This is a genomic window from Halomonas cerina (genome assembly GCF_014192215.1).
GTDB classification, from domain to species: Bacteria; Pseudomonadota; Gammaproteobacteria; order Pseudomonadales; family Halomonadaceae; genus Halomonas; species Halomonas cerina.
Genome location: NZ_JACHXP010000002.1, coordinates 216,375 through 235,644, shown reverse-complemented (window position 1 = coordinate 235,644; position 19,270 = coordinate 216,375). Strand labels below are relative to the sequence as shown.

14 protein-coding genes are annotated in these 19,270 nt (G+C 66.9%); 4 read left to right on the top strand and 10 right to left on the bottom strand.

The window, feature by feature from the left end:
- Nucleotides 1-85 precede the first annotated feature (85 nt).
- Nucleotides 86-1,549, bottom strand: a complete 1,464-nt coding sequence (locus tag FHR94_RS02990; RefSeq protein WP_183324135.1) for a glyceraldehyde-3-phosphate dehydrogenase — start codon at nucleotides 1,547-1,549, stop codon at nucleotides 86-88.
- 213 nt (nucleotides 1,550-1,762) lie between these two features.
- Here FHR94_RS02990 and mfd point away from each other — a divergent pair, with 213 nt between their 5' ends.
- Both mfd and FHR94_RS02980 read left to right on the top strand, forming a co-directional pair.
- On the top strand, nucleotides 1,763-5,212 hold the full coding sequence (gene mfd, locus FHR94_RS02985; protein ID WP_183324134.1) for a transcription-repair coupling factor: 3,450 nt from the start codon (nucleotides 1,763-1,765) through the stop codon (nucleotides 5,210-5,212).
- Between the two features lie 217 nt (nucleotides 5,213-5,429).
- The gene (locus tag FHR94_RS02980; RefSeq protein WP_183324133.1) at nucleotides 5,430-6,488 is read left to right on the top strand and encodes a L,D-transpeptidase family protein; all 1,059 of its coding nucleotides are present in this window, start codon (nucleotides 5,430-5,432) and stop codon (nucleotides 6,486-6,488) included.
- Between the two features lie 199 nt (nucleotides 6,489-6,687).
- Here the strand turns inward: FHR94_RS02980 and FHR94_RS02975 are convergent, their stop codons facing one another.
- The 7 genes from FHR94_RS02975 to FHR94_RS02945 form a co-directional block, all read right to left on the bottom strand.
- Nucleotides 6,688-6,951 (bottom strand): Lpp/OprI family alanine-zipper lipoprotein, encoded by a 264-nt coding sequence (locus tag FHR94_RS02975; protein WP_183324132.1) that lies wholly within the window; start codon nucleotides 6,949-6,951, stop codon nucleotides 6,688-6,690.
- 175 nt (nucleotides 6,952-7,126) lie between these two features.
- Nucleotides 7,127-7,759, bottom strand: coding sequence for a L,D-transpeptidase family protein (locus FHR94_RS02970; RefSeq protein WP_183324131.1), 633 nt, complete (start codon nucleotides 7,757-7,759; stop codon nucleotides 7,127-7,129).
- Nucleotides 7,760-8,020: 261 nt separating this feature from the next.
- A complete protein-coding gene (locus tag FHR94_RS02965) occupies nucleotides 8,021-8,485 on the bottom strand; it encodes a 2-hydroxyacyl-CoA dehydratase (protein WP_183324130.1) in 465 nt (154 codons plus the stop codon).
- Between the two features lie 109 nt (nucleotides 8,486-8,594).
- Nucleotides 8,595-9,059: a DUF6586 family protein gene (locus tag FHR94_RS02960; protein ID WP_183324129.1), complete on the bottom strand. Its 465-nt coding sequence runs from the start codon at nucleotides 9,057-9,059 to the stop codon at nucleotides 8,595-8,597.
- A complete protein-coding gene (topA, locus tag FHR94_RS02955) occupies nucleotides 9,056-11,686 on the bottom strand; it encodes a type I DNA topoisomerase (RefSeq protein WP_183324128.1) in 2,631 nt (876 codons plus the stop codon). The genes FHR94_RS02960 and topA overlap by 4 nt, the downstream gene beginning before the upstream one ends.
- A 236-nt stretch (nucleotides 11,687-11,922) precedes the next feature.
- Nucleotides 11,923-14,658 (bottom strand): DUF3141 domain-containing protein, encoded by a 2,736-nt coding sequence (locus FHR94_RS02950; RefSeq protein WP_246389796.1) that lies wholly within the window; start codon nucleotides 14,656-14,658, stop codon nucleotides 11,923-11,925.
- Between the two features lie 126 nt (nucleotides 14,659-14,784).
- A complete protein-coding gene (locus FHR94_RS02945; RefSeq protein ID WP_183324127.1) occupies nucleotides 14,785-15,693 on the bottom strand; it encodes a biotin carboxylase N-terminal domain-containing protein in 909 nt (302 codons plus the stop codon).
- A 135-nt stretch (nucleotides 15,694-15,828) separates the two neighbouring features.
- Between FHR94_RS02945 and FHR94_RS02940 the strand changes: the two genes are divergently transcribed.
- Complete coding sequence (locus FHR94_RS02940) at nucleotides 15,829-16,815, top strand: LysR family transcriptional regulator (protein WP_183324126.1); 987 nt, start codon at nucleotides 15,829-15,831, stop codon at nucleotides 16,813-16,815.
- A 100-nt stretch (nucleotides 16,816-16,915) separates the two neighbouring features.
- Nucleotides 16,916-17,968 (top strand): lipoyl synthase, encoded by a 1,053-nt coding sequence (gene lipA / locus FHR94_RS02935; protein ID WP_183324125.1) that lies wholly within the window; start codon nucleotides 16,916-16,918, stop codon nucleotides 17,966-17,968.
- 184 nt (nucleotides 17,969-18,152) lie between these two features.
- On the opposite strand, the gene lipB is transcribed toward lipA, so the two are convergent.
- Both lipB and FHR94_RS02925 read right to left on the bottom strand, forming a co-directional pair.
- Nucleotides 18,153-18,806 (bottom strand): lipoyl(octanoyl) transferase LipB, encoded by a 654-nt coding sequence (gene lipB, locus FHR94_RS02930; protein ID WP_183324124.1) that lies wholly within the window; start codon nucleotides 18,804-18,806, stop codon nucleotides 18,153-18,155.
- A 1-nt stretch (nucleotide 18,807) separates the two neighbouring features.
- On the bottom strand, nucleotides 18,808-19,122 hold the full coding sequence (locus tag FHR94_RS02925) for an HP0495 family protein (RefSeq protein WP_183324123.1): 315 nt from the start codon (nucleotides 19,120-19,122) through the stop codon (nucleotides 18,808-18,810).
- Nucleotides 19,123-19,270: the final 148 nt, after the last annotated feature.

Sequence of the window (19,270 nt, the reverse complement as noted above, 5' to 3'; positions counted from 1 at the left end):
GAATCAGCCGGAAGGCCCTAGCCATGACGCCTGCTGGACAGAGGCGGGACCTCCCGCCGGCGGGAACCGGCGGGAGGCAGCGGCTTTACGCCTGGGCGCGGGGCAGCTTGAGGAAGTGCACGTTAGAGATGTGCTGCAGGATGCGAATCACCTGGCAGCTGTAGCCGAACTCGTTGTCGTACCAGACATAGACCACGGCGTTCTTGCCGTTGGCGATGGTGGCCTTGGCGTCGACGATGCCGGCATGACGGTTGCCGACGAAATCCGAGGAAACCACCTCGGGCGAGTCGACGTAGTCGATCTGCTTCTGATAGGCGGAGTCGATGGACATGCGGCGCAGATAGTCGTTGAGTCCCTCGGCATCGACCGCATGATCCAGGGTCAGGTTGAGAATGGCCATGGAGACGTTGGGAATCGGCACGCGGATGGCGTTGCCGGTCAGCTTGCCGGCGAACTCCGGCAGCGCCTTGGCCACCGCCTTGGCGGCACCGGTCTCGGTCAACACCATGTTCAGCGGGGCGCTGCGGCCGCGGCGATCGCCCTTGTGGTAGTTGTCGATCAGGTTCTGGTCGTTGGTATAGGCATGCACGGTCTCGACATGGCCATGCGCGACGCCAAACTCGTCGTTGAGCACCTTGAGCACCGGCACGATGGCGTTGGTGGTGCAGGAGGCCGCGGAGATGATGCGGTCCTCGTCGGTGATATCCGCGTGGTTGATACCGTAGACGATGTTCTTGACGTCGCCCTTGCCGGGAGCCGTCAGCAGCGCCTTGGCCACGCCCCTGCAGGCCAGGTGCTGACCCAGGCCCTCTTCATCGCGCCAGATGCCGGTGTTATCCACCACCACGGCATTGTCGATGCCGTAGGCGGTATAGTCGACCTCGGCGGGCGAGTCGGCGTAGATCACCCGGATGACATTGCCGTTGGCGGTGATGGTGCGCGCCTCGACGTCCACGCTGATGGTGCCGTCGAAGGGGCCGTGGACGCTGTCGCGACGCAGCAGGCTGGCCCGTTTCTCCAGGTCCTTGGCGATGTCGCCACGGCCGCGCACCACGATCGCCCGCAGGCGCAGCAGGTTGCCACCGCCGGCCTTCTCGATCAGCACGCGGGCCAGGATGCGGCCGATGCGGCCGAAACCATAGAGCACCACGTCCTTGGGCACGCCATTGCCGGACTGCGGGTTGTGGCCATCGACGATCTCGGCCAGTTCCTCGCGCAGGAAGGCCACGGCATCCCCGCCGCCGCGCTTCTTGAAGGCCACCCCCAGCTTGCCGACGTCGACGTGAGCCGGCCCGAGGTTGAGCTCGGTCATCGCCTTGACCAGCGGGTAGGTGTCCTGTACGGAGAGCTCGGTCCCCTCGATCTTGCGGACGTAGCGATGGTCCTTGAGGATGCGGATGACGCTGCGGTTGAACAGCGACCGGCCGTACAGCGTAGTCACCACGTTGTGATGGCGGTAGAGACTGCCGATCAGCGGGATCATCCGCTCGGCGACGGCCTGGTTGTCATGCCATTCCTGGAAGACGGTATCGAGGGGTTGCTCACTCACGGGGTGGCCTCTTCTGCGGTGATGGAATATGCGACCATTATCCGGGTCTGCGGCTCGGGGGCAATCGCAGGATGGTCGCAGCCGCTGTAGGGGGATTACAGAATCCTGCCCTTGACTACACGGCCGTCATGAGCCTGGTATCATGCCAGCACGTCATCACGCGATACCGTCCACCGCGGGGCCCGTCGCGCTCCGCCCCAATCGACCGACATCATGCCGAACTTCTCGCCGCTCGACCCACCGCGGCCCCAAGGCCTGCGAGAGACCCTCTATTGGCAGACCCCGCCAGGCAGCGCCGCCGCCCTGGCCCTGGCTCACCTGACGGACGACGCGCCTCTGCTGGTGATCACCGCCGACACCGCCCAGGCCCAGCGTCTGGAAAGCGACTTGGGCTTCTATGCCCGCCGACCGGTGCTGCCCTTCCCCGACTGGGAGACCCTGCCCTACGACAGTTTCTCGCCCCATCAGGACATCGTCTCGGCCCGTTTGCGGACCCTACGGCTGTTGCAGCGTGGCGAGCATGGCATCGTGCTGGTGCCGATCAACACCCTGATGCAGCGTCTGCCGCCGGTGGACTACATCGCCGGCCGGGTGCTGACCCTGGAAGTGGGCATGACCCTGGATCGGGAGGGATTTCGCGACCGCCTTTCCCGGGCGGGCTACCGTGCGGTGGAGACGGTCTATGAGCCCGGCGAGTACGCCCTGCGCGGCGCTTTGATCGATCTCTTCCCCATGGGCAGCGAGTCGCCCCTGCGCATCGACCTGTTCGACGACGAGATCGATACCCTGCGCCACTTCGACCCCGACAGCCAGCGCAGCCAGGACAAGGTCGAGCGGGTCGAGCTGTTGCCCGCCCACGAGTACTCGCTGTCGCGCTCGGCCATCGCCTGCTTTCGCGAGGCCTTCGAGACCCTGTTCGACGTGGACCCGCGCCAGTGCCCGCTGTATGTGGACGCCCTCAAGGGAATTCCCTCCCCCGGCCTGGAGCAGTACCTGCCGCTGTTCTTCGACGCGACCGCGACGCTGTTCGAGCACCTGGCCGAAGGCACCCGGGTGGCCCTGATGCCCGGCTGTGTCGAAGCCGCCGAGCACCATTGGGCCGCCATCGAGAGTCGCTTCGAGAACCTCGGCGTGGACCCGACGCGCCCGCTGCTGCCCCCCCACCGCGCCTTCGTGCCGGTACACGAGGTGTTCGGCGCCATCAAGCGTCACCCGCGGGTCGAGCTGACCGACAACACCGCCCATCCCCATGCCAAGGTGCCGGCCGCCCGGCCGGCCCCCGAGGTCACGGTGAATGCCCGCGCCCGGGAGCCGCTGGCGGCCCTCCAGGCCTTCCTGGAGGCGCACGGCGACACCCGCGTGCTGTTCGTCGCCGAGTCCCGTGGGCGCCGCGAGGCCCTAGAGGAGACCCTGGCCCCGCTATCGCTCGCCCTGCCTCACGTCGAGGACTTCTCGGCCTTCCTCGGCGACGACACGCGTCTGGCGCTCACCGAGGGCGAGATCGACGCCGGACTGTGGCTCGAGACCCCGGACCTCGCCGTGATCAGCGAGACCGAGCTGTTCGGCGAGGTGGTGCGCCAGAGCCGACGCCGCGAGAAGGCCACCGACGACAGCGAGTTGGCCATCCGGCACCTCTCCGAGCTCAAGCCGGGCGCGCCGGTGGTCCACCAGGCCCATGGGGTAGGCCGCTACCGCGGCCTGGAGACCCTCGAAGCCGGCGGCCTGGCCGCCGAGTTCGTGGCACTGGAGTATGCCGACGGGGCCAAGCTCTATGTGCCGGTGGACAGCCTTCATTTGATTTCCCGCTATGCCGGCGCCGACGACGAACTGGCCCCCCTGCACCGGCTGGGTTCCGAGCAGTGGGAGAAAGCACGGCGCCGCGCCGCCGAGAAGATCCGCGACACCGCCGCCGAGCTGCTCGACATCTATGCCCGCCGCGAGGCGAAGGCGGGCTTCGCCTGCGCGGCGCCGGATGCCGACTATGCCCGCTTCGCCGCCAGCTTCCCCTTCGAGGAGACGCCCGACCAGCGTGTCGCCATCCAGTCGGTGCTGGACGACATGACCGCCTCAAGGCCCATGGACCGGGTGGTATGCGGCGATGTCGGCTTCGGCAAGACCGAGGTGGCCATGCGGGCGGCCTTCCTGGCCGTGCACTCGGGGCGCCAGGTGGTGGTGCTGGTGCCCACTACCCTGCTGGCGCGCCAGCACTACGAGAACTTCCGCGACCGCTTCGCCGACACCGCGGTGAGCATCGAGCTGGTCTCACGCTTCACCGCCGGCAAGGGCCAGGCGGAAACCCTCAAGCGTATCGAACAGGGCCAGGCCGATATCGTCATCGGCACCCACAAGCTGCTCTCCAAGTCGATGCGCTTCCCCAACATGGGCCTGTTGATCATCGACGAGGAGCACCGCTTCGGTGTGGCCCAGAAGGAGCGCCTGAAGAGCCTGCGGGCCGAGGTGGACATCCTGACGCTCACCGCCACGCCGATTCCGCGGACCCTGAACATGGCGATGAGCGGTATCCGCGACCTGTCGATCATCGCCACCCCGCCCGCCCGGCGCCTGTCGGTGAAGACCTTCGTCCAGCAACGCGACGAGGCCGTCATCAAGGAGGCGCTGCTGCGCGAGATCCTGCGCGGTGGCCAGGTCTACTTCCTGCACAACGAGGTCAAGACCATCGAGACGGCGGCCGAAAAGGTGCGCAGCCTGGTCCCCGAGGCCCGGGTGGGCATCGCCCATGGCCAGCTGCCGGAACGTTCCCTGGAGCGGGTGATGTCGGACTTCTACCACAAGCGCTTCAACGTGCTGGTGTGCTCGACCATCATCGAGACCGGCATCGACGTGCCCAGCGCCAACACCATCATCATCGAGCGTGCCGACAAGTTCGGCCTGGCCCAGCTGCACCAGCTGCGGGGCCGGGTAGGCCGCAGTCACCACCAGGCCTATGCCTATCTGCTGGCTCCGTCCCCGCGGGTCATGACCCGGGATGCCGTCAAGCGCCTGGAGGCCATCGCCGGTGCCGAGGACCTGGGGGCCGGCTTTACCCTGGCCAGTCATGACATGGAGATCCGGGGTGCCGGCGAGCTGCTGGGCGACGAGCAGAGCGGCCAGATGGAGGCGCTGGGCTACAACCTCTACATGCAGATGCTCGACCGGGCGGTGAAGGCCATCCGCGCCGGCAAGACGCCCAATATCGAAGCCCCGCTGGACGAAGGCGTGGAGGTCAGCCTCCACCTGCCGGCGCTGATCCCGGACGACTACCTACACGACATCCAGCAGCGACTGGTGATGTACAAGCGCATCGCCAGTGCCGAGACGGAGGGCGAGCTGAAGGAGCTCCAGGTGGAGATGATCGACCGTTTCGGGCTGCCACCGGCCCCGGTCAAGACGCTGCTGCGCCAGACCCGGCTGCGCCAGCGTGCCGAGCGGCTGGGTATCGCGCGGCTGGAGGCCGGGCCCGAGAAGGGCCGCGTGATCTTCGCCGGCCTTACCCGCGTCGACCCCCTGACGCTGGTCGAGCTGATCCAGCGCTCGCCGGACCGCTATCGTCTGGAGGGCGCCGACACCCTGCGCTTCGAGGCGGACATGGACGACGAGGAGGCGCGCTTCCAGGCGGTGGAGACGCTCCTCGATGTCCTCAATCGCAAGGCCGAGGCGGCGTGACCAGCCAAGCGGCCAAGCGGAGGTTCAAGGGAAAAGGGAAAAGGGAAAAATAGAACCGGTAAGCTTGCCTCTTGCCCCTTACGACTTGTTCCTTGCTTCTTGTCCCTTGTGCGGCTAGCGACTTCGTGCCCTGACAGGCGATACTATGGGGTCAACACGCCCAAGGACGGCCCCCATCGCAGCCCCCGACGAACGGCAACCAGAGACGATAACTTCGATGAAACACGCTTCCCCGCCCGGGCGTACCGCCCGAGTCGCCATGGCCATGGTCCTTTCCGGGCTTCTGATGGCTTCCGCCCAGGCCAGTCCCGAGGACTGGCCGCGTGGCCACTATCCCCTCCCCGAGGAGGGCAATCTGGTCGGCGAGGTCTACACCGTCATCGCCGACCAGGATGACACCCTGATCGACATCGGCCACGAGCACGGCATCGGCTACGAGGCCATGGTACGCGCCAACCCCGACATCAGCATCTGGTACCCCGGGGAAGGCACCGAGGTGGTGGTTCCGGGGCAGTTCATCCTGCCCGAAGGCCCCCGCGAGGGGGTGGTGGTCAACGTCGCCGAGATGCGCCTCTATTATTACCCGCCCAGCCAAGAGGGCGAGCCCGACAAGGTGGAGACCTACCCCATCGCCGTGGGTCGCATGGACTGGAAGACCCCGCTGGGCACCACCCGCATCACCGAGAAGGTCGAGGACCCGGCCTGGTATCCGCCGGCGTCGATCCGCCGCGAGCATGCCGAAGCCGGCGATCCCCTGCCCGGTGTGGTGCCGCCGGGGCCCGATAACCCCCTGGGCAACCACAAGATGCGCCTGGGCATTCCCGGCTACTTGATCCACGGCACCAACAAGCCCGAGGGCGTGGGCATGCGAGTCACCCACGGCTGCATCCGCATGTTGCCCGAGGATATCGAGGCGCTGTTTCCGCGCCTGCCGGTGGGCACCCAGGTCACGCTGATCAACGAGACCTTCAAGCTTGGCTGGACCGATGGGGTGCTGCATGTCCAGGCCTATCCCTACCTCGACGAAGACGATGGCACCAGCATCGAGCGCGTGACCCATGCGCTGGAGAAGGTCGATGCCGCCATCGAAGGGCTGGACTATCCGGTGGACTACGCGCGCCTGCGCGATGTCGTCGAAGTGCCCGGCGGCATGCCCGTGGCCCTTCAGGCCAGCGAAGCGCCGGAGCCGGACGTGATGCCCGAGACACTCTACGACCGCCTGGAGCTGATCGCCGCCGAACCGACCTTCTACGATCGCCTGCACGGCGAAAGCTGAGAACCCGGCCGGACGTCGCTGTCCGGCCGGTGCTATCGCGTTCCCTGCCGTCGATGGCTCACCGTTCCAGCGCAAGCCACCCCGGGACAATTAGGCCCGCCACATCGAGTAGGCCGGCCACAACAACAGAGGCCCTGCCTGACGGCAGGGCCTCTGTGCGAAGGTTCCGATGATCCCGATGGGCGGGATCGGGGAACGATCACTTGCGCATGGAACGCTCGAACATGCGGTTCATCTCTTCGCGGTTCTGCTGAGACATCTGCAGAGCCGCCTGGGCATCACGCTGTGCCTGGTTGGCAGTGTTCTGCGCCTGAGTGGCGATGCTGCGGGCCTCGGCGGCGTCGGCTTGGGCAGACTCGGCGGTCATGCGCACTTCTTCCAGGGCACCGGAAGAGGCACAGCCAGCCAGGACAGCCAGGGATGCCGCAGCGGCGGTCAGCTTCAGAGTGGTCTTCAGAGTCATGGTGTTCTCCTTGAGTCTTCCTTGGTACTGCGTTGGTGGTACCTGTCACACAGGCATTCCTGCAATGCAAGCCTAACAGCAGCAGAATCGGCTGCACAGTCAGGTTTCAAACACTGTTCTATTATAGACAACGGCGCTTGTCCATAGCGTAGAACGTCCCTAGCGCATGTAAAGACTAGCGGATGACGACGCGCGTGCCAATGTCGACCAGCGACGACAGTTTCTCGACCTGAGGGTCGGTCACCGCCACGCAGCCATCCGTCCAGTGGAAGCGTTCGTGGATCTCGGGGTCCCCGACGCCGACCCCGTGGATCCCGATGAAGCCGCCCAGGACGGTCTGCTGGGGGGGATAGCCATGCCGCCGGTAGTAGCGGAAGTAGTCGTCGTAGTCCCGCTGGCTGTAGAGGCCGGACTCCAATGCCATCCGGGCATGGGTCGGCGTGGGATAGTCGAGGCCGACGAAGATATGGAACTTGCTCTCGGGATTGAAGCGATTGACCCGAAACTCGCCCAGCGGGGTCGTCCGATCCCCACTCACTCGTTGAGGCTTGGCCCCTCCCCGCCCGAGCGAGACCGGGGAAAAGCGCTCGATCAGGGCCGTGCCGCGATAGATCCCCAGGGACGCCTCGCGATCATCGACGAGTACCCACAGCTCATCCGGATAACGCGGTCGACTGGCCGTGACCAGCAGGTCGGTCATCAGCGCGGCGTGGGCATCGACGGCCATCACCGGCCAGAAGGGAACGCTCAGGGCCAGCAGGCCGAAGCGGCGGCGTGACAGGCGGTGGTTCGAAACGGTATGAGTCATCGCATCATCAAGCCAGGAAATATGTCGATGCCGTTTATAACGCATTCCTTCGACCCTGTCAGGCGCCCACCACCCCGATGATCGACGTCGCAATTCGGCGACATTGACGGAGGCCGCCAGCCGTCGCGGCTGACGGCTTTTCTCATTCAAGATGTCTCCCGATGGCGACAGCCGAGCACGTCCGGCAGGTACTATCTCAGCCTAGGTCATAAGGCCTAGTTTGTCAGACTTGACCTGACAGATTGATTAACTACGCCCGACTCAGTAGTCCTCCAGGCGCTGCATGTCCCTGGCCAGCCGCCGGACCTCTCCCTCGTGTCCGTCGGCGAGCGCCATGAAGAAGTCACGCTCGGCCTCGGCGCTGGCCCGCTCGGCCCGGTGTGCATAGAGGTCCTGCAGGGTGCGGTGCGTGGTCAGGGCCGTGGCGAGCACGTCCTGCACGCTGCCGCAGGACAGGCCCGCCGACATCCGGTCGAGTACCGGAGCATGGGGAAAGTCGGCGGGGTCATCGAACCAGGTATCGAGCACGCCGCGATGGTCGCTGCCGTCATCGAGATAGCCCTCCAGGTCCGCCTGCATCTTGCGCTCATGCTCGGCGAGATATTCCAACGCCATGCGCACACGCTCACCGACCTGGCCCGCGGCCTGCTCGGTATAGACGGCGGCGAGGCGGGCATGGTAATCGGCCGCCCAGCTCACCAGTTCTCTGACTTGATGAAAGCGCATCACCGTCTCCTCCGCCCTTTGTAGATAGGCCACCCTCGATGCCTTCAGCCTAGTCCACCGTGACATCCGAGGGCTTGATACAGATCAACCTCGCCGCCCGGTGAGCACGTCACCACTCCTCGCTGGTCTCGCGTAGGGCCGCGAGCTCGCGCTTGGCCTGGCGTACACAGTCGCGCAGCTCGTCCCCCAGGGCCGCGGCGCTGCCGACGGCGATGACCCCTTGGGTGGCGGCCGAGGTGCGTCGCGCCACGCCGTCGCTGTCATGGAGGGCCTCGATGCGAGCGAGCAGCCAGGCGAGCCAGCTCTCCGGGCGGGCGGCCAGCTCGCGCAGGCGGCGCAGCTCGGCGATGTCGGCCCCTTCGGGGCCGAGCAGTTCGCGCCAGTCATGACTCGCCAGTTGGGCATGCTCGGTCACTTCGCGCAGCAGGGATTCCAACGCCAGCTCGAGCAGCGCCAGGCTCCCTTCCTCGGTCGCCATGCGTCTGGCCTCGCGATGCTCGTCGTCGCCGGCGGGCACCTCGAGGAGCAACTCGGCCTGGTAGAGCAACTGATTGGTACGGGCTCTCGGGGTCACTTGCGCTTGTCCTCCACCTGCCAACGGCCGTTGTCGTAGGTGGCCTTCCAGCCGGTGGCCTTGCCGTCTTCATCGGTCATCACGAACTGCTCCTTGAGCTTACGCGAGAAGCGGATCTGAGCGGGACGGCCGTCCGGGTCCTCGTCGGGCGCCTCGAGCAGGTAGCGGTACTTCTCCGGCAGCTCCTCGGCGTGGGCCTTGAGCTCCTTGACCAGCGGCGGGCGGGTCTCGCGGTTCTTGGGGAACTTGCTGGCCGCCAGGAACAGACCGCTGGCGCCGTCGCGCAGCACATAATGGTCCTCGACCTTCTGGCAGGCCAGCTCGGGCATGGGGATAGGGTCCATCTTGGGTGGTGCCACCTCACCGCTCTTCAGCAGCTTGCGGGTGTTCTTGCACGCGCTGTTGGTGCAGCCGAAGTACTTGCCGAAACGCCCGCTCTTGAGCTGCATCTCGGCGCCGCACTTGTCGCACTCGATGGTCGGCCCTTCGTAGCCCTTGATCTTGAAGCGCCCGTGCTCGACCTCATAGCCGTCGCAGTCGGGGCTGTTGCCGCAGATATGCAACTTGCGCGTCTCGTCGATCAGGTAACTGTCCATGGCGGTGCCACACTTCGCACAGCGGTGCTTGGCGCGCAGCGCATCGGTCTCGGCCTCTTCCCCGGCATCGGCGGCCACCGCCTCGTCGCCGGGCAGCAGGTCGATCGTGGTCTTGCAGCGCTCCTTGGGCGGCAGGTTGTAGCCCGAGCAGCCCAGGAAGACCCCGGTGGAGGCGGTACGGATCTGCATCTTGCGACCGCAGCTGGGGCAGTCGATATCGGTGGGCACCGGCTGGTTGGGCCGCATGCCGTCCTCGCTCTCGGCGATTTCGAGTTCCTTCTTGAACTCGGCATAGAAGGCATCGAGCAGCGCACGCCAGTTGCGCTCGCCTTCGGCCACCTCATCGAGACTGTCCTCCATGCGCGCCGTGAAGGAGTAGTCCATCAGGTCGGGGAAGGACTCCTTGAGGCGCTCGGTGACGATATCGCCGAGCTTCTCGGCATAGAAGCGCCGGTTCTCCAGGCGCACGTAGCCACGCTCCTGGATGGTGGAGATGATCGAGGCATAGGTGGACGGCCGGCCGATGCCGCGCTTCTCCAGTTCCTTGACCAGGCTCGCCTCGGTGTAGCGGGGTGGCGGCTTGGTGAAGTGCTGCTGGGGATCCAGGGCCTCCAGGGTCATGGGCGTGCCCTTGGCGAGGTCCGGCAGCGACTGGTCCTCGTCCTTGCGGCCCATGGGCTTCATGACGCGGGTATAGCCGTCGAACTTGAGCACCCGTCCCCGTGCCTTGAGCTCATAGCCATCGGCCTCCACGGTCAGGGTGGTGGAAAGGTAGTCGGCGGGGGGCATCTGACAGGCCACGAACTGGCGCCAGATCAGCTCGTAGAGGCGCTCGGCATCACGCTCCATGCCGGCCAGCTCCGTCGCGCGCCGGCCCACCTCGGAGGGCCGGATCGCCTCGTGGGCCTCCTGGGCGCCTTCCTTGCTGGTGTAACGGTTGGGCGCCTCGGGCAGGTAGCGGTCGCCGTACTCGTCTTGGATGAAGTCGCGCACGCTGGCCACGGCGTCCTTCGAGAGGTTGGTGGAATCGGTGCGCATGTAGGTGATGTAGCCCGTCTCGTACAGCCGCTGGGCCAGGGTCATGGTCTTCTTCACCGAGAAGCCCAGCCGTCCGCTGGCGGCCTGTTGCAGCGTCGAGGTGATGAAGGGCGCATTGGGCTTCGAGCGGGTTGGCTTGTCTTCCCTGGCGGTGATCGCCAGGCTCGCCTGGCGCAGGCCCTCGATGCGCGTCAGGGTCTCGGCCTCGGAGGTGGGCCGGAAGGCCTTGCTATCCTGACGGACCAGCTCGAAGCGCAGCGGCTCACCGGTATCGGCCACCAGATCGGCATGGACATCCCAGAACTCCTCGGGCACGAAGGCGTGGATCTCGCGCTCACGCTCGACGATCAGCCGCGTGGCCACCGACTGCACGCGGCCGGCGGAGAGCCCGCGGGCAATCTTGGCCCACAGCAACGGCGAGAGCATGAACCCCACCACCCGGTCGAGGAAGCGCCGCGCTTGCTGAGCCTCGACCCGCGGGATGTTCAGGCTGCCTGGATCCTGGAAGGCCTCCTGAATGGCATTTCGAGTGATCTCGTTGAACACCACCCGCTTGTAGCGCGCCTCTTCGCCGCCGATGGTCTCGCGAAGGTGCCAGGCGATGGCTTCCCCCTCGCGGTCCAGGTCGGTGGCGAGATAGACCGCATCGGCCTTCTCGGCGAGCTTCTGGAGCTCGGCCACCACCTTTTCCTTGCCGGGCAGGATCTCGTAGCGGGCTTTCCAGCCATGCTCGGGGTCGATCCCCATGCGCCGGATCAACTGGTCATGAGCCTTGCGCTTCTTGTACTCGGCCTTCTCTTCCGGCGACATCTTGCGGGTCGCCGCGGCCTGGCGAGCACGCTCCTTGGGGTCAGAGGCGGTCTTGCCCGAGCCGCTGGTCGGCAGGTCACGAATGTGCCCCACGCTCGACTTCACGATGAAGTCGTTGCCGAGATACTTGTTGATCGTCTTGGCCTTGGCCGGCGACTCGACGATGACCAGTGACTTGCCCATAGTGCTCCACTGTGCTGGTGGCGCTGGCCTGCGACCCGCGCCAGACGGTTTCGGCCCGCGTCTTAGACGGGTGAAAAATGCGCTTACCCTACCCCAGCCCTTGCCTTCACGCCAGTCGACGCCCGCTCGGCCCCTATGAAGCTAGACCTCACGGCCCCGTGGCGACAAGACCCGCGAGACGACGGCGCCCCCACCGGCGAACCGATGGGGGCGCGTTTTCATGGGCAGGCGATGCCTCAGGACTTGTCGCTGCGGCGGGTCGTGCGACGCCGTGGCGTGCTCGACTTGCGCGGCGTCGCGGGCTTGCGGCGAGTGGCCGGCTTGGGCTTGGATGCATCAGGCGTCGCCGTGGCCTTGGCCTCGCCCGGGGGAGTCACTTCCGGCGCCTTCTCGGACGCGGATAGTGCCTCCGAGGCCGGCTTGTCGATCTCGGAAGACGCGTCGGCCTCGGGGGTGGCGGGTGAGGCAGGCGACGTCACGGCCGGCGGCTCGGCCACCTCGCCTTTTTCCTCGTCCGCGGTAGATGCCTTGTCCGCCCTCTCGCCGGTGTCGGCGGTCGAGACGGTGGCCTCGGGGGTGGCGGGTGCTTCAGGCGTCGTGGCCTGCGGCTCGGCCACCTCGCCTTTTTCCTCGTCCGCGGCGGAGGCCTTGTCCGCCCTCTCGCCGGTGTCGGCGGTCGAGACGGTGGCCGCCGGGGTCGCGGGTGCTTCGGGCGTCGCGGCCTGTGGCTCGGCCGCCTTGCCTTCGCCCTCGCGACCGTCGTCGGCAGGAGGCAGCACGGGAAGCGCCGGCCGGGCGCGCAGGAACAACGCCTTGATGCGCTCGAAGCGCTGGGCGGCATGGTCCGAAAGCTCACCACTCGCCGCCAGCACATGCTCGATATGCGCCAGATGGCCGTCGATCTCCTCGGCACTCTGGTCCGCTAGCAGGGTGGGAATGGCCTCCAGGGCCGCCTCGCGATCCTGCGTGAGGATGAAGAACTGCTCGCGCATCAGATGCTTGAAGTCGGCCAGCTGGATACCGGGCTCGAGCTCGGCCCGCGAGGCGCGCAGGCGCTTGAAGTTGCGCTCGTCGGTGGCCGGGGCCCCACCGAGCACATGGATCACCGAGCGCATGACCGCCTCGTGACTGCCCCCCTTGGCGACCTGCGCGTGCACCTCTTCCCGGCGCTGCTGGATGAACCGGCGGTGCTCGGGCTCGGCGCCGGGGCGACGCCGATGCGCGTGAGCATCACCGCCCAGCCCGACCAGCGCCTGCAGCATCGGCTGCCCATAGAAATCGAGGAAGACCCGCTCGATGCTGCGGTCGCGCAAGTCACGCCAGGCATTCAGGCCACGGGTAAGCTGGTCGGAGACGATTCCCTCGAGGGAGCGGAAGACGTTGTCGCCGCCTACCGGATGACGGTCACGGCGCACCATGTCGGCCAGTACCGGCACCGGGACCATCAGCGGATTACGGTCGGAGAGCAGCCGATAGCCGAAACGATTGGGATGCATGCGGCGCATCCACTTGGCCGACTCGGGGGTCGCCAGGGCCTGGATCCAGGGTTGCAGGAAGAAGCGATAGAGGCCCAGGTTGATCTCGGAGATCCGCGCCACGGTGGCGAATCGGGTGTCGTCGTCGGGCCGGTGCTGGATGTCGCGGTCGAGTTCCTCGACGCTGCGGGTCTGGAACTCCAGCAGGTAGTCGCGCTCGATCAGCTCCGCATCATCGCGCTCCTCGGCTCGCGAGACGGTGGTCTCGTAGAGTCCCGGGGGCAGCACATCGATATAGTCCATGTTGGCGGTGAACTCGGCATGCTCCTTGCGGGAGACACTGCCCGACACGAAGATGCCCAGGTGGCCGGTGGTATCGTGCACGCAGTAGACGATGGTCTGCTCGTTAGCCAGGATATCGTCGGTGCCTTCGTAGAGGTCGCGTATCCAGCCCAGCGCTTGGGGGGGCGGGGTGATGTCGTCGCCGCGGGAGCAGAACACCACCACCGGGGAGCGCACGTTGCGCAGGTCGATGCGGCGCCCGTCCGAGGTCACCATCTGCGCGGTGGAGAGCCGGTTGCCGATAAAGAGATTGTCGGCGATGTACTGGATCTCCTGACCGCCGAGCACCACGTGACCGCCCCACCAGCGCTCGAACTCCAAGTAACGCTGCGCCTCGGTATCGACGCTGGCGTAGAGGCGATACTGCTTGGCCCACCAGGTGTTGGCCGGATTGAGACGTTCGAAGTTCTGGACCAGCCAGGCGCCATCGAACAGCCCGTTGCCGAGATCGCAGAGCAGCGCGGTCACCCAGCTGCCGCCCGTCATGCCACCGGTATAGCGCATCGGGGCATGGCCTCGCTCGCCCGCCCAGTAGGAGAGTGGAGCCCCGGCGATGAGGATGGGGCCGAAGACGTGCGGCTCCAGGGCCGCCGCCATCATGATCTGCCAGCCAGCCTGGCAGTTGCCGACCACCATGGGCTTCTCGGCGGTCTCGGGATGGCAGTCGATGACGTGGCGCAGGAAGGCGACTTCGGCCTCGACCACGTCCTCCACGGTCTGGTCTTCGACGGGATACGGCAAGAAGCCGATGAAATAACAGGGATGCCCGGCCCGCAGCGCCACGCCGATCTCGCTGTCGGGCTTGAAGCCACCGATACCCGGCCCATGGCCGGCACGGGGATCGACCACCACGAAGGGCCGCATCTGCGGGTCGGTCTCGACCCCTGCCGGCGGCAGGACCCGAAGCAGCTCATAGTTGACAGGTCGCGGCAGCGTCTTGCCATCGAGCAGAATCTCGGCCTCGAAACCGAGCACGTTGGGCTTGGTCTTCTCGATATGCTCGAGGTACTGGTTGCCCCGCTGACGCATGACGTCTAGGTAGAGCATGCTGCGCTCGATCGTATCGCGCCAGTAGTCGAAGGCCGCGCGTCCGAACCCCAAGGGGTCTAGGAAGGGCAGCGCGGCGGCTGGCGGTGTCGGTATCAGGGATTTCATCGTTGGACTCCAGACTCACCATGGACAGAAGCCTGAGGGCTCCATCACGGAAATGGCTTTTGCTGCAATGCAATATAACGCAAAATGCACGATGCCGCGAATCCGCGCATCGGAATCACAGGCTTGTCATGAAAGCAGCCGGCACGCCTGATCGTGTCCCACCAGCTCCTCCAGGCCGCGCCTCGCCCGGGAGAGAAGCTCCTCCGGAGAGCGCCCCCAGGCCAGGAAGTGCGCCGGCCCTCCCCTCTCGACACGATCGAGCCGCAGCCCTGGACCACCACTGAAATGGCGCCCTGGCGGCAACGACAGCCGCCAGAGCCTGGCATGCCCTCGGCCCTCGAGAGCGCCGCCGTGCACCCGGAGCCGCTCGCCGCGGGCCAAGCGCAACTGGGTGATCACGGGATCGAGCCCGAGCAGTACCTCATCGATCGCCTCGTCGCCGTCGAGACCGGGCGCCATGTCGACGAAGCCGATCCGGTTGCCCGCCACCCGGAAGGTCAGCCCCACGCCGCCCACCAGACCCAGCGCCTTCACCCCTTGCACAGCCAGCCGACCCAGATAGGCCCGCTGCTCGTGGGTGAGCCATGCCACGGGGGCCAGCACCTGCCCGGCCCGCGGCGCATGGCGCACCATGAGCGAGATGGTCCGTCCCTGCGCATCGGCGAGGACCGGGACCCGCACCGGCTTCCCCTCATCGGGCCTGACCACCAGCGGTAGCCCCGCCTCGCGCATCAGCTGGCGCATGGCACGCCCATCGGTCATGGCCTCGAGCAGGGCCGCCCGAGGCCCCAGGAAGGTCAGCCCCGAGGCCTGGCAGGCCTTAGCCAGTGACACCTGCCGCGAGGCGCCACTCTCGCCGGGATGCAGCGCCTCGCATCCCGATGCCAGGGCGCGACGCATCAGGGCGCCGTTCCCGGCGTCGGCCTCGAGGCCTTCCAGGCCGAGCTCGCGACAGGCCTGGAGGACACGCAGGCTGTCCAGCCCATGGCCAGCCACCAGCAGGCGAGGCGCGACAGGAAAAGGATCGGCAGGCATCGGGGCTCCCGGTTGGCTGGGGGGACTGGCAAGGTGCTAGCATACTCGGGACCTGGTACCTCAGGCGTGGCATCACCGCCTGGGTCCCCCAGGACCTGCTTGCCCGGCGCCCGCTTCAACGCCCACGGACCCCTCATGACCACACCCAAGCTGCTCAATCGCCTGACCTTTCGCCAGCTGCAGGTGTTCCGTGCGGTCTACGATCAGCAGTCCTATTCCCGCGCCGCCGAGGCCCTGGGTCTGACGCAGCCGGCGGTCAGCGCCCAGATCCGTCAACTCGAGCACGCCTTGGGGCAGCCATTGTTCAAGTACGCCGGCCGCACCCTGCACGTGCTGCCCGCCGCCGATGCCCTGGCCCGCTCGGTGCAGGCCATCTTCGGTCAGCTCTCGCGGCTGCAGATGACACTGTCCGAGATGGCCGGCACCATTCATGGCGAGCTCGACCTGGCCGCGGTCTCCACCGCCCAGTATGTGGTGCCGCATCTGCTGGCGCGCTTCCGGGCCCACTACCCCAATGTCCGGGTCCGTCTGCGGGTCTGCAACCGCCGTCAGGCCCTCGCACGGCTGGCCGAGCAACGGGACGACCTGGTGATCATGGCCAGGATACCACTCGACAGGAACCTGGTGTTCATGCCGCTGCTCGATAACGAGATGATTCCCCTGGTGTGGCCGGGCCATCCCCTGCTCGAGGCCGAGCACCCGACCCTGGAGGACCTGGCCCGCCACTACGTGCTGATGCGCGAGCCGGGATCCGGCGTGAGAAGCGCCTTCGAGGAGCTGGCGGCCGAGCAGGATGTCCGCCTTCCCCACACCATCGAGCTCGGCACCAACGAGGCCGTGAAGCAGGGGGTCATGGCGCAGCTCGGCGTCGCGGTCCTGCCGAGGCTAGCGGTACGCCTGGAGGTCGAGGCAGGCCTGCTTAGGCCGCTTGATCTGCCCGGCTTTCCCCTGCGCCACTCCTGGTGCGCAGTCCACCCGCGGGAGCGCTTCCCGACGCCGGTCACCGAGCTCTTCCTGCGTTTTCTCGAGGACCACCTGGACGACGTTCACCGGCATTTCAATGCACCGCCAAGCCCGCTGCCCAGCCACGGGGTGGACTGCCTGCCGCTGGTGCCGCCCTGATGGCCGGGCCCGTGGCGAGTATGGTAGTTTACCCCCTTGCGACCTACGTAACCTTCGGCGCTGCATGCACGCCGAGAGTCGGCAAGAGAGGCTCGAGCCCATGAGCGATACCCCCTCCAGACGCATCACCAGTGGCGAGAAATACCGCAATGACCAGGGCATGGCGGCCATCAAGGATGGCATGAAGATACGCCGGCAGTCCGAGGAAGATGGCGTCTCCGGCCGCAAGCCGAAGTGGCTGCGCGCCCAGATCCCCGGCGGCGAGCGCTTCGAGGCAGTCAGGAAGAACGTCGAGACCCATCGCCTGAGCACCGTCTGCGCGGAATCCCACTGCCCCAACCAGGGTGAGTGCTGGAGCAACGGCACCGCGACCATCATGCTGATGGGCTCGGTCTGCACCCGGGCCTGCCGCTTCTGCGCCGTGGACACCGGTAATCCCCGCGGCTGGCTCGACGCGGAAGAGCCCACCAATACCGCCCGGTCCGTCGAGCTGATGGGGCTGCGCTATGTGGTGCTGACCTCGGTGGATCGGGACGACCTGCCCGACGGCGGCGCGACCCACTATGCCGATTGCATCCGCGCCATCAAGGCCAATACCCCCGAGGTGGTGGTCGAGGCGCTGACCCCGGACTTCGATGGTGCCCCTTCGGCCATCGAGCGAGTGGTGGACTCCGGCCTGGAAGTGTTCGCCCAGAACGTCGAGACCGTCGAGCGGCTGACGTCACGGGTCCGCGACCCCCGCGCCGGTTACCGCAAGACCCTGGACGTGCTGGCTCACGCCAAGCGCCACCGCCCCGGGGTGATCACCAAGACCAGCCTGATGCTGGGCCTGGGCGAGACCGAGGAAGAGATCCTCCAGACCTTCGACGACCTGCGCGCCATCGGGGTCGACATCGTCACCCTGGGCCAGTACCTGCGCCCCACCCGCAACCACCTGCCGGTAGAGCGCTGGGTTACGCCCGAGGAGTTCGAGCGCTATCGGGTCTTGGGGCTGGAGAAGGGCTTCATGGAGGTACCCTCCGGCCCGCTGGTGCGCTCCAGCTACCGGGCCGACCGGGTGTTCGAGAAGAACAACCTGGGGCTCGCCGCTCCGGCTGAGGTGCCCGGCCAGCAGGCCGATTCCAACCGCATCGACGCCGTCAACGTCGGCTAGAGCGCCCAGCGCCCAGCGCCCAGCGCCCAGCGCCCAGCGCCCAGCGCCCAGCGCCCAGCGCCCAGCGCCCAGCGCCGCAGGATGATGCCCCGGGCACGATAAGCATCAACAAGGAAATCCCACTGGATAGTGCGTCCAGTGGGATTTCACGTTCTTTATCTCGCTACCTGCCGACCGTCACCGATCAGCTTGGCGCTTGCAGCTCGGCGCTGGGCGCTTCCAACTCCCGCCCCAGCTCCCAGGCCAGGCACTCGGCCAGGCGCATCCCCACCGTGTTGGTGTCGGGACAGGTCTCGACCAGGTCCGCCAGGCGCGTCATCGCCATGCCGGCATAGCCGCAGGGATTGATACGCGAGAACGGTGACAGGTCACCATCGACGTTCAGCGCCACGCCATGGAAGCTGGCGCCCCGCCGGATCCGCAGGCCCAGCGAGGCGATCTTGGCCTCCCCCACGTAAACGCCGGGCGCCTCGGCTCGTGCCCGGGCGTTCACGCCGTGCTCCGCCAGCAGCGCGATCACCGCCTGCTCCAGGGCGCTGACCAGATCGCGCACCCCGAGGCGTGAGCGGCGCACGTCGAGCAGCGGATAGAGCACGACCTGGCCCGGCCCATGATAGGTCACCTGGCCACCGCGATCGGTCTTCACCACCGGGATGTCACCGGGCATCAGCAGGTGCTCGGGCCGGCCGGCCTGCCCTTGGGTGAACACCGGGTCGTGTTCCACCAGCCACAGCTGGTCGGGCGTGGTGGCATCCCGCGTGTCGGTGAGCGAGCGCATCGCGCGCCAGACGGGCTCGTAGGGCTGGCGTCCCAGGCGATGAACGGCGAGGGCGGGCACCTCACACCACCATGTGCACGCGGCCGGTGCCCTTGAGTTCGGCGAACAATGCCTTGAGCTGCGCCTCGCCCTGGGCCCGGAGGGTCAGGCGCACCGACTGAAAGCGGCCATTGCGGCTGGGCACCACCGCGATCGTGGTGGCATCGAACGTCGAGTCGTGACGGTTGACGATCTGGCAGACCGTGGCCGCGAAATCCTCGGCCGCATCCCCCACCACCTTGATCGGGTAGTCACAGGGAAATTCGATCCGGGGCGGCTTGCCACCCGCCTGGCGGGCGGCGGGGCGGCGCAGATCGCGCAGGGTCTTGTCGTTCATGAAGCCTTCCGACGAGTCGTGGATATGCAAGTATTTTACGCAACCCGACGCGGAGAGACCAACGCCAGGCAGCCAAGCGCCACAGGATGATGTCATGGCCAATTGTGACGTCAATAAAGAAACTCCGCCGGATTAGACCCGACGGGGT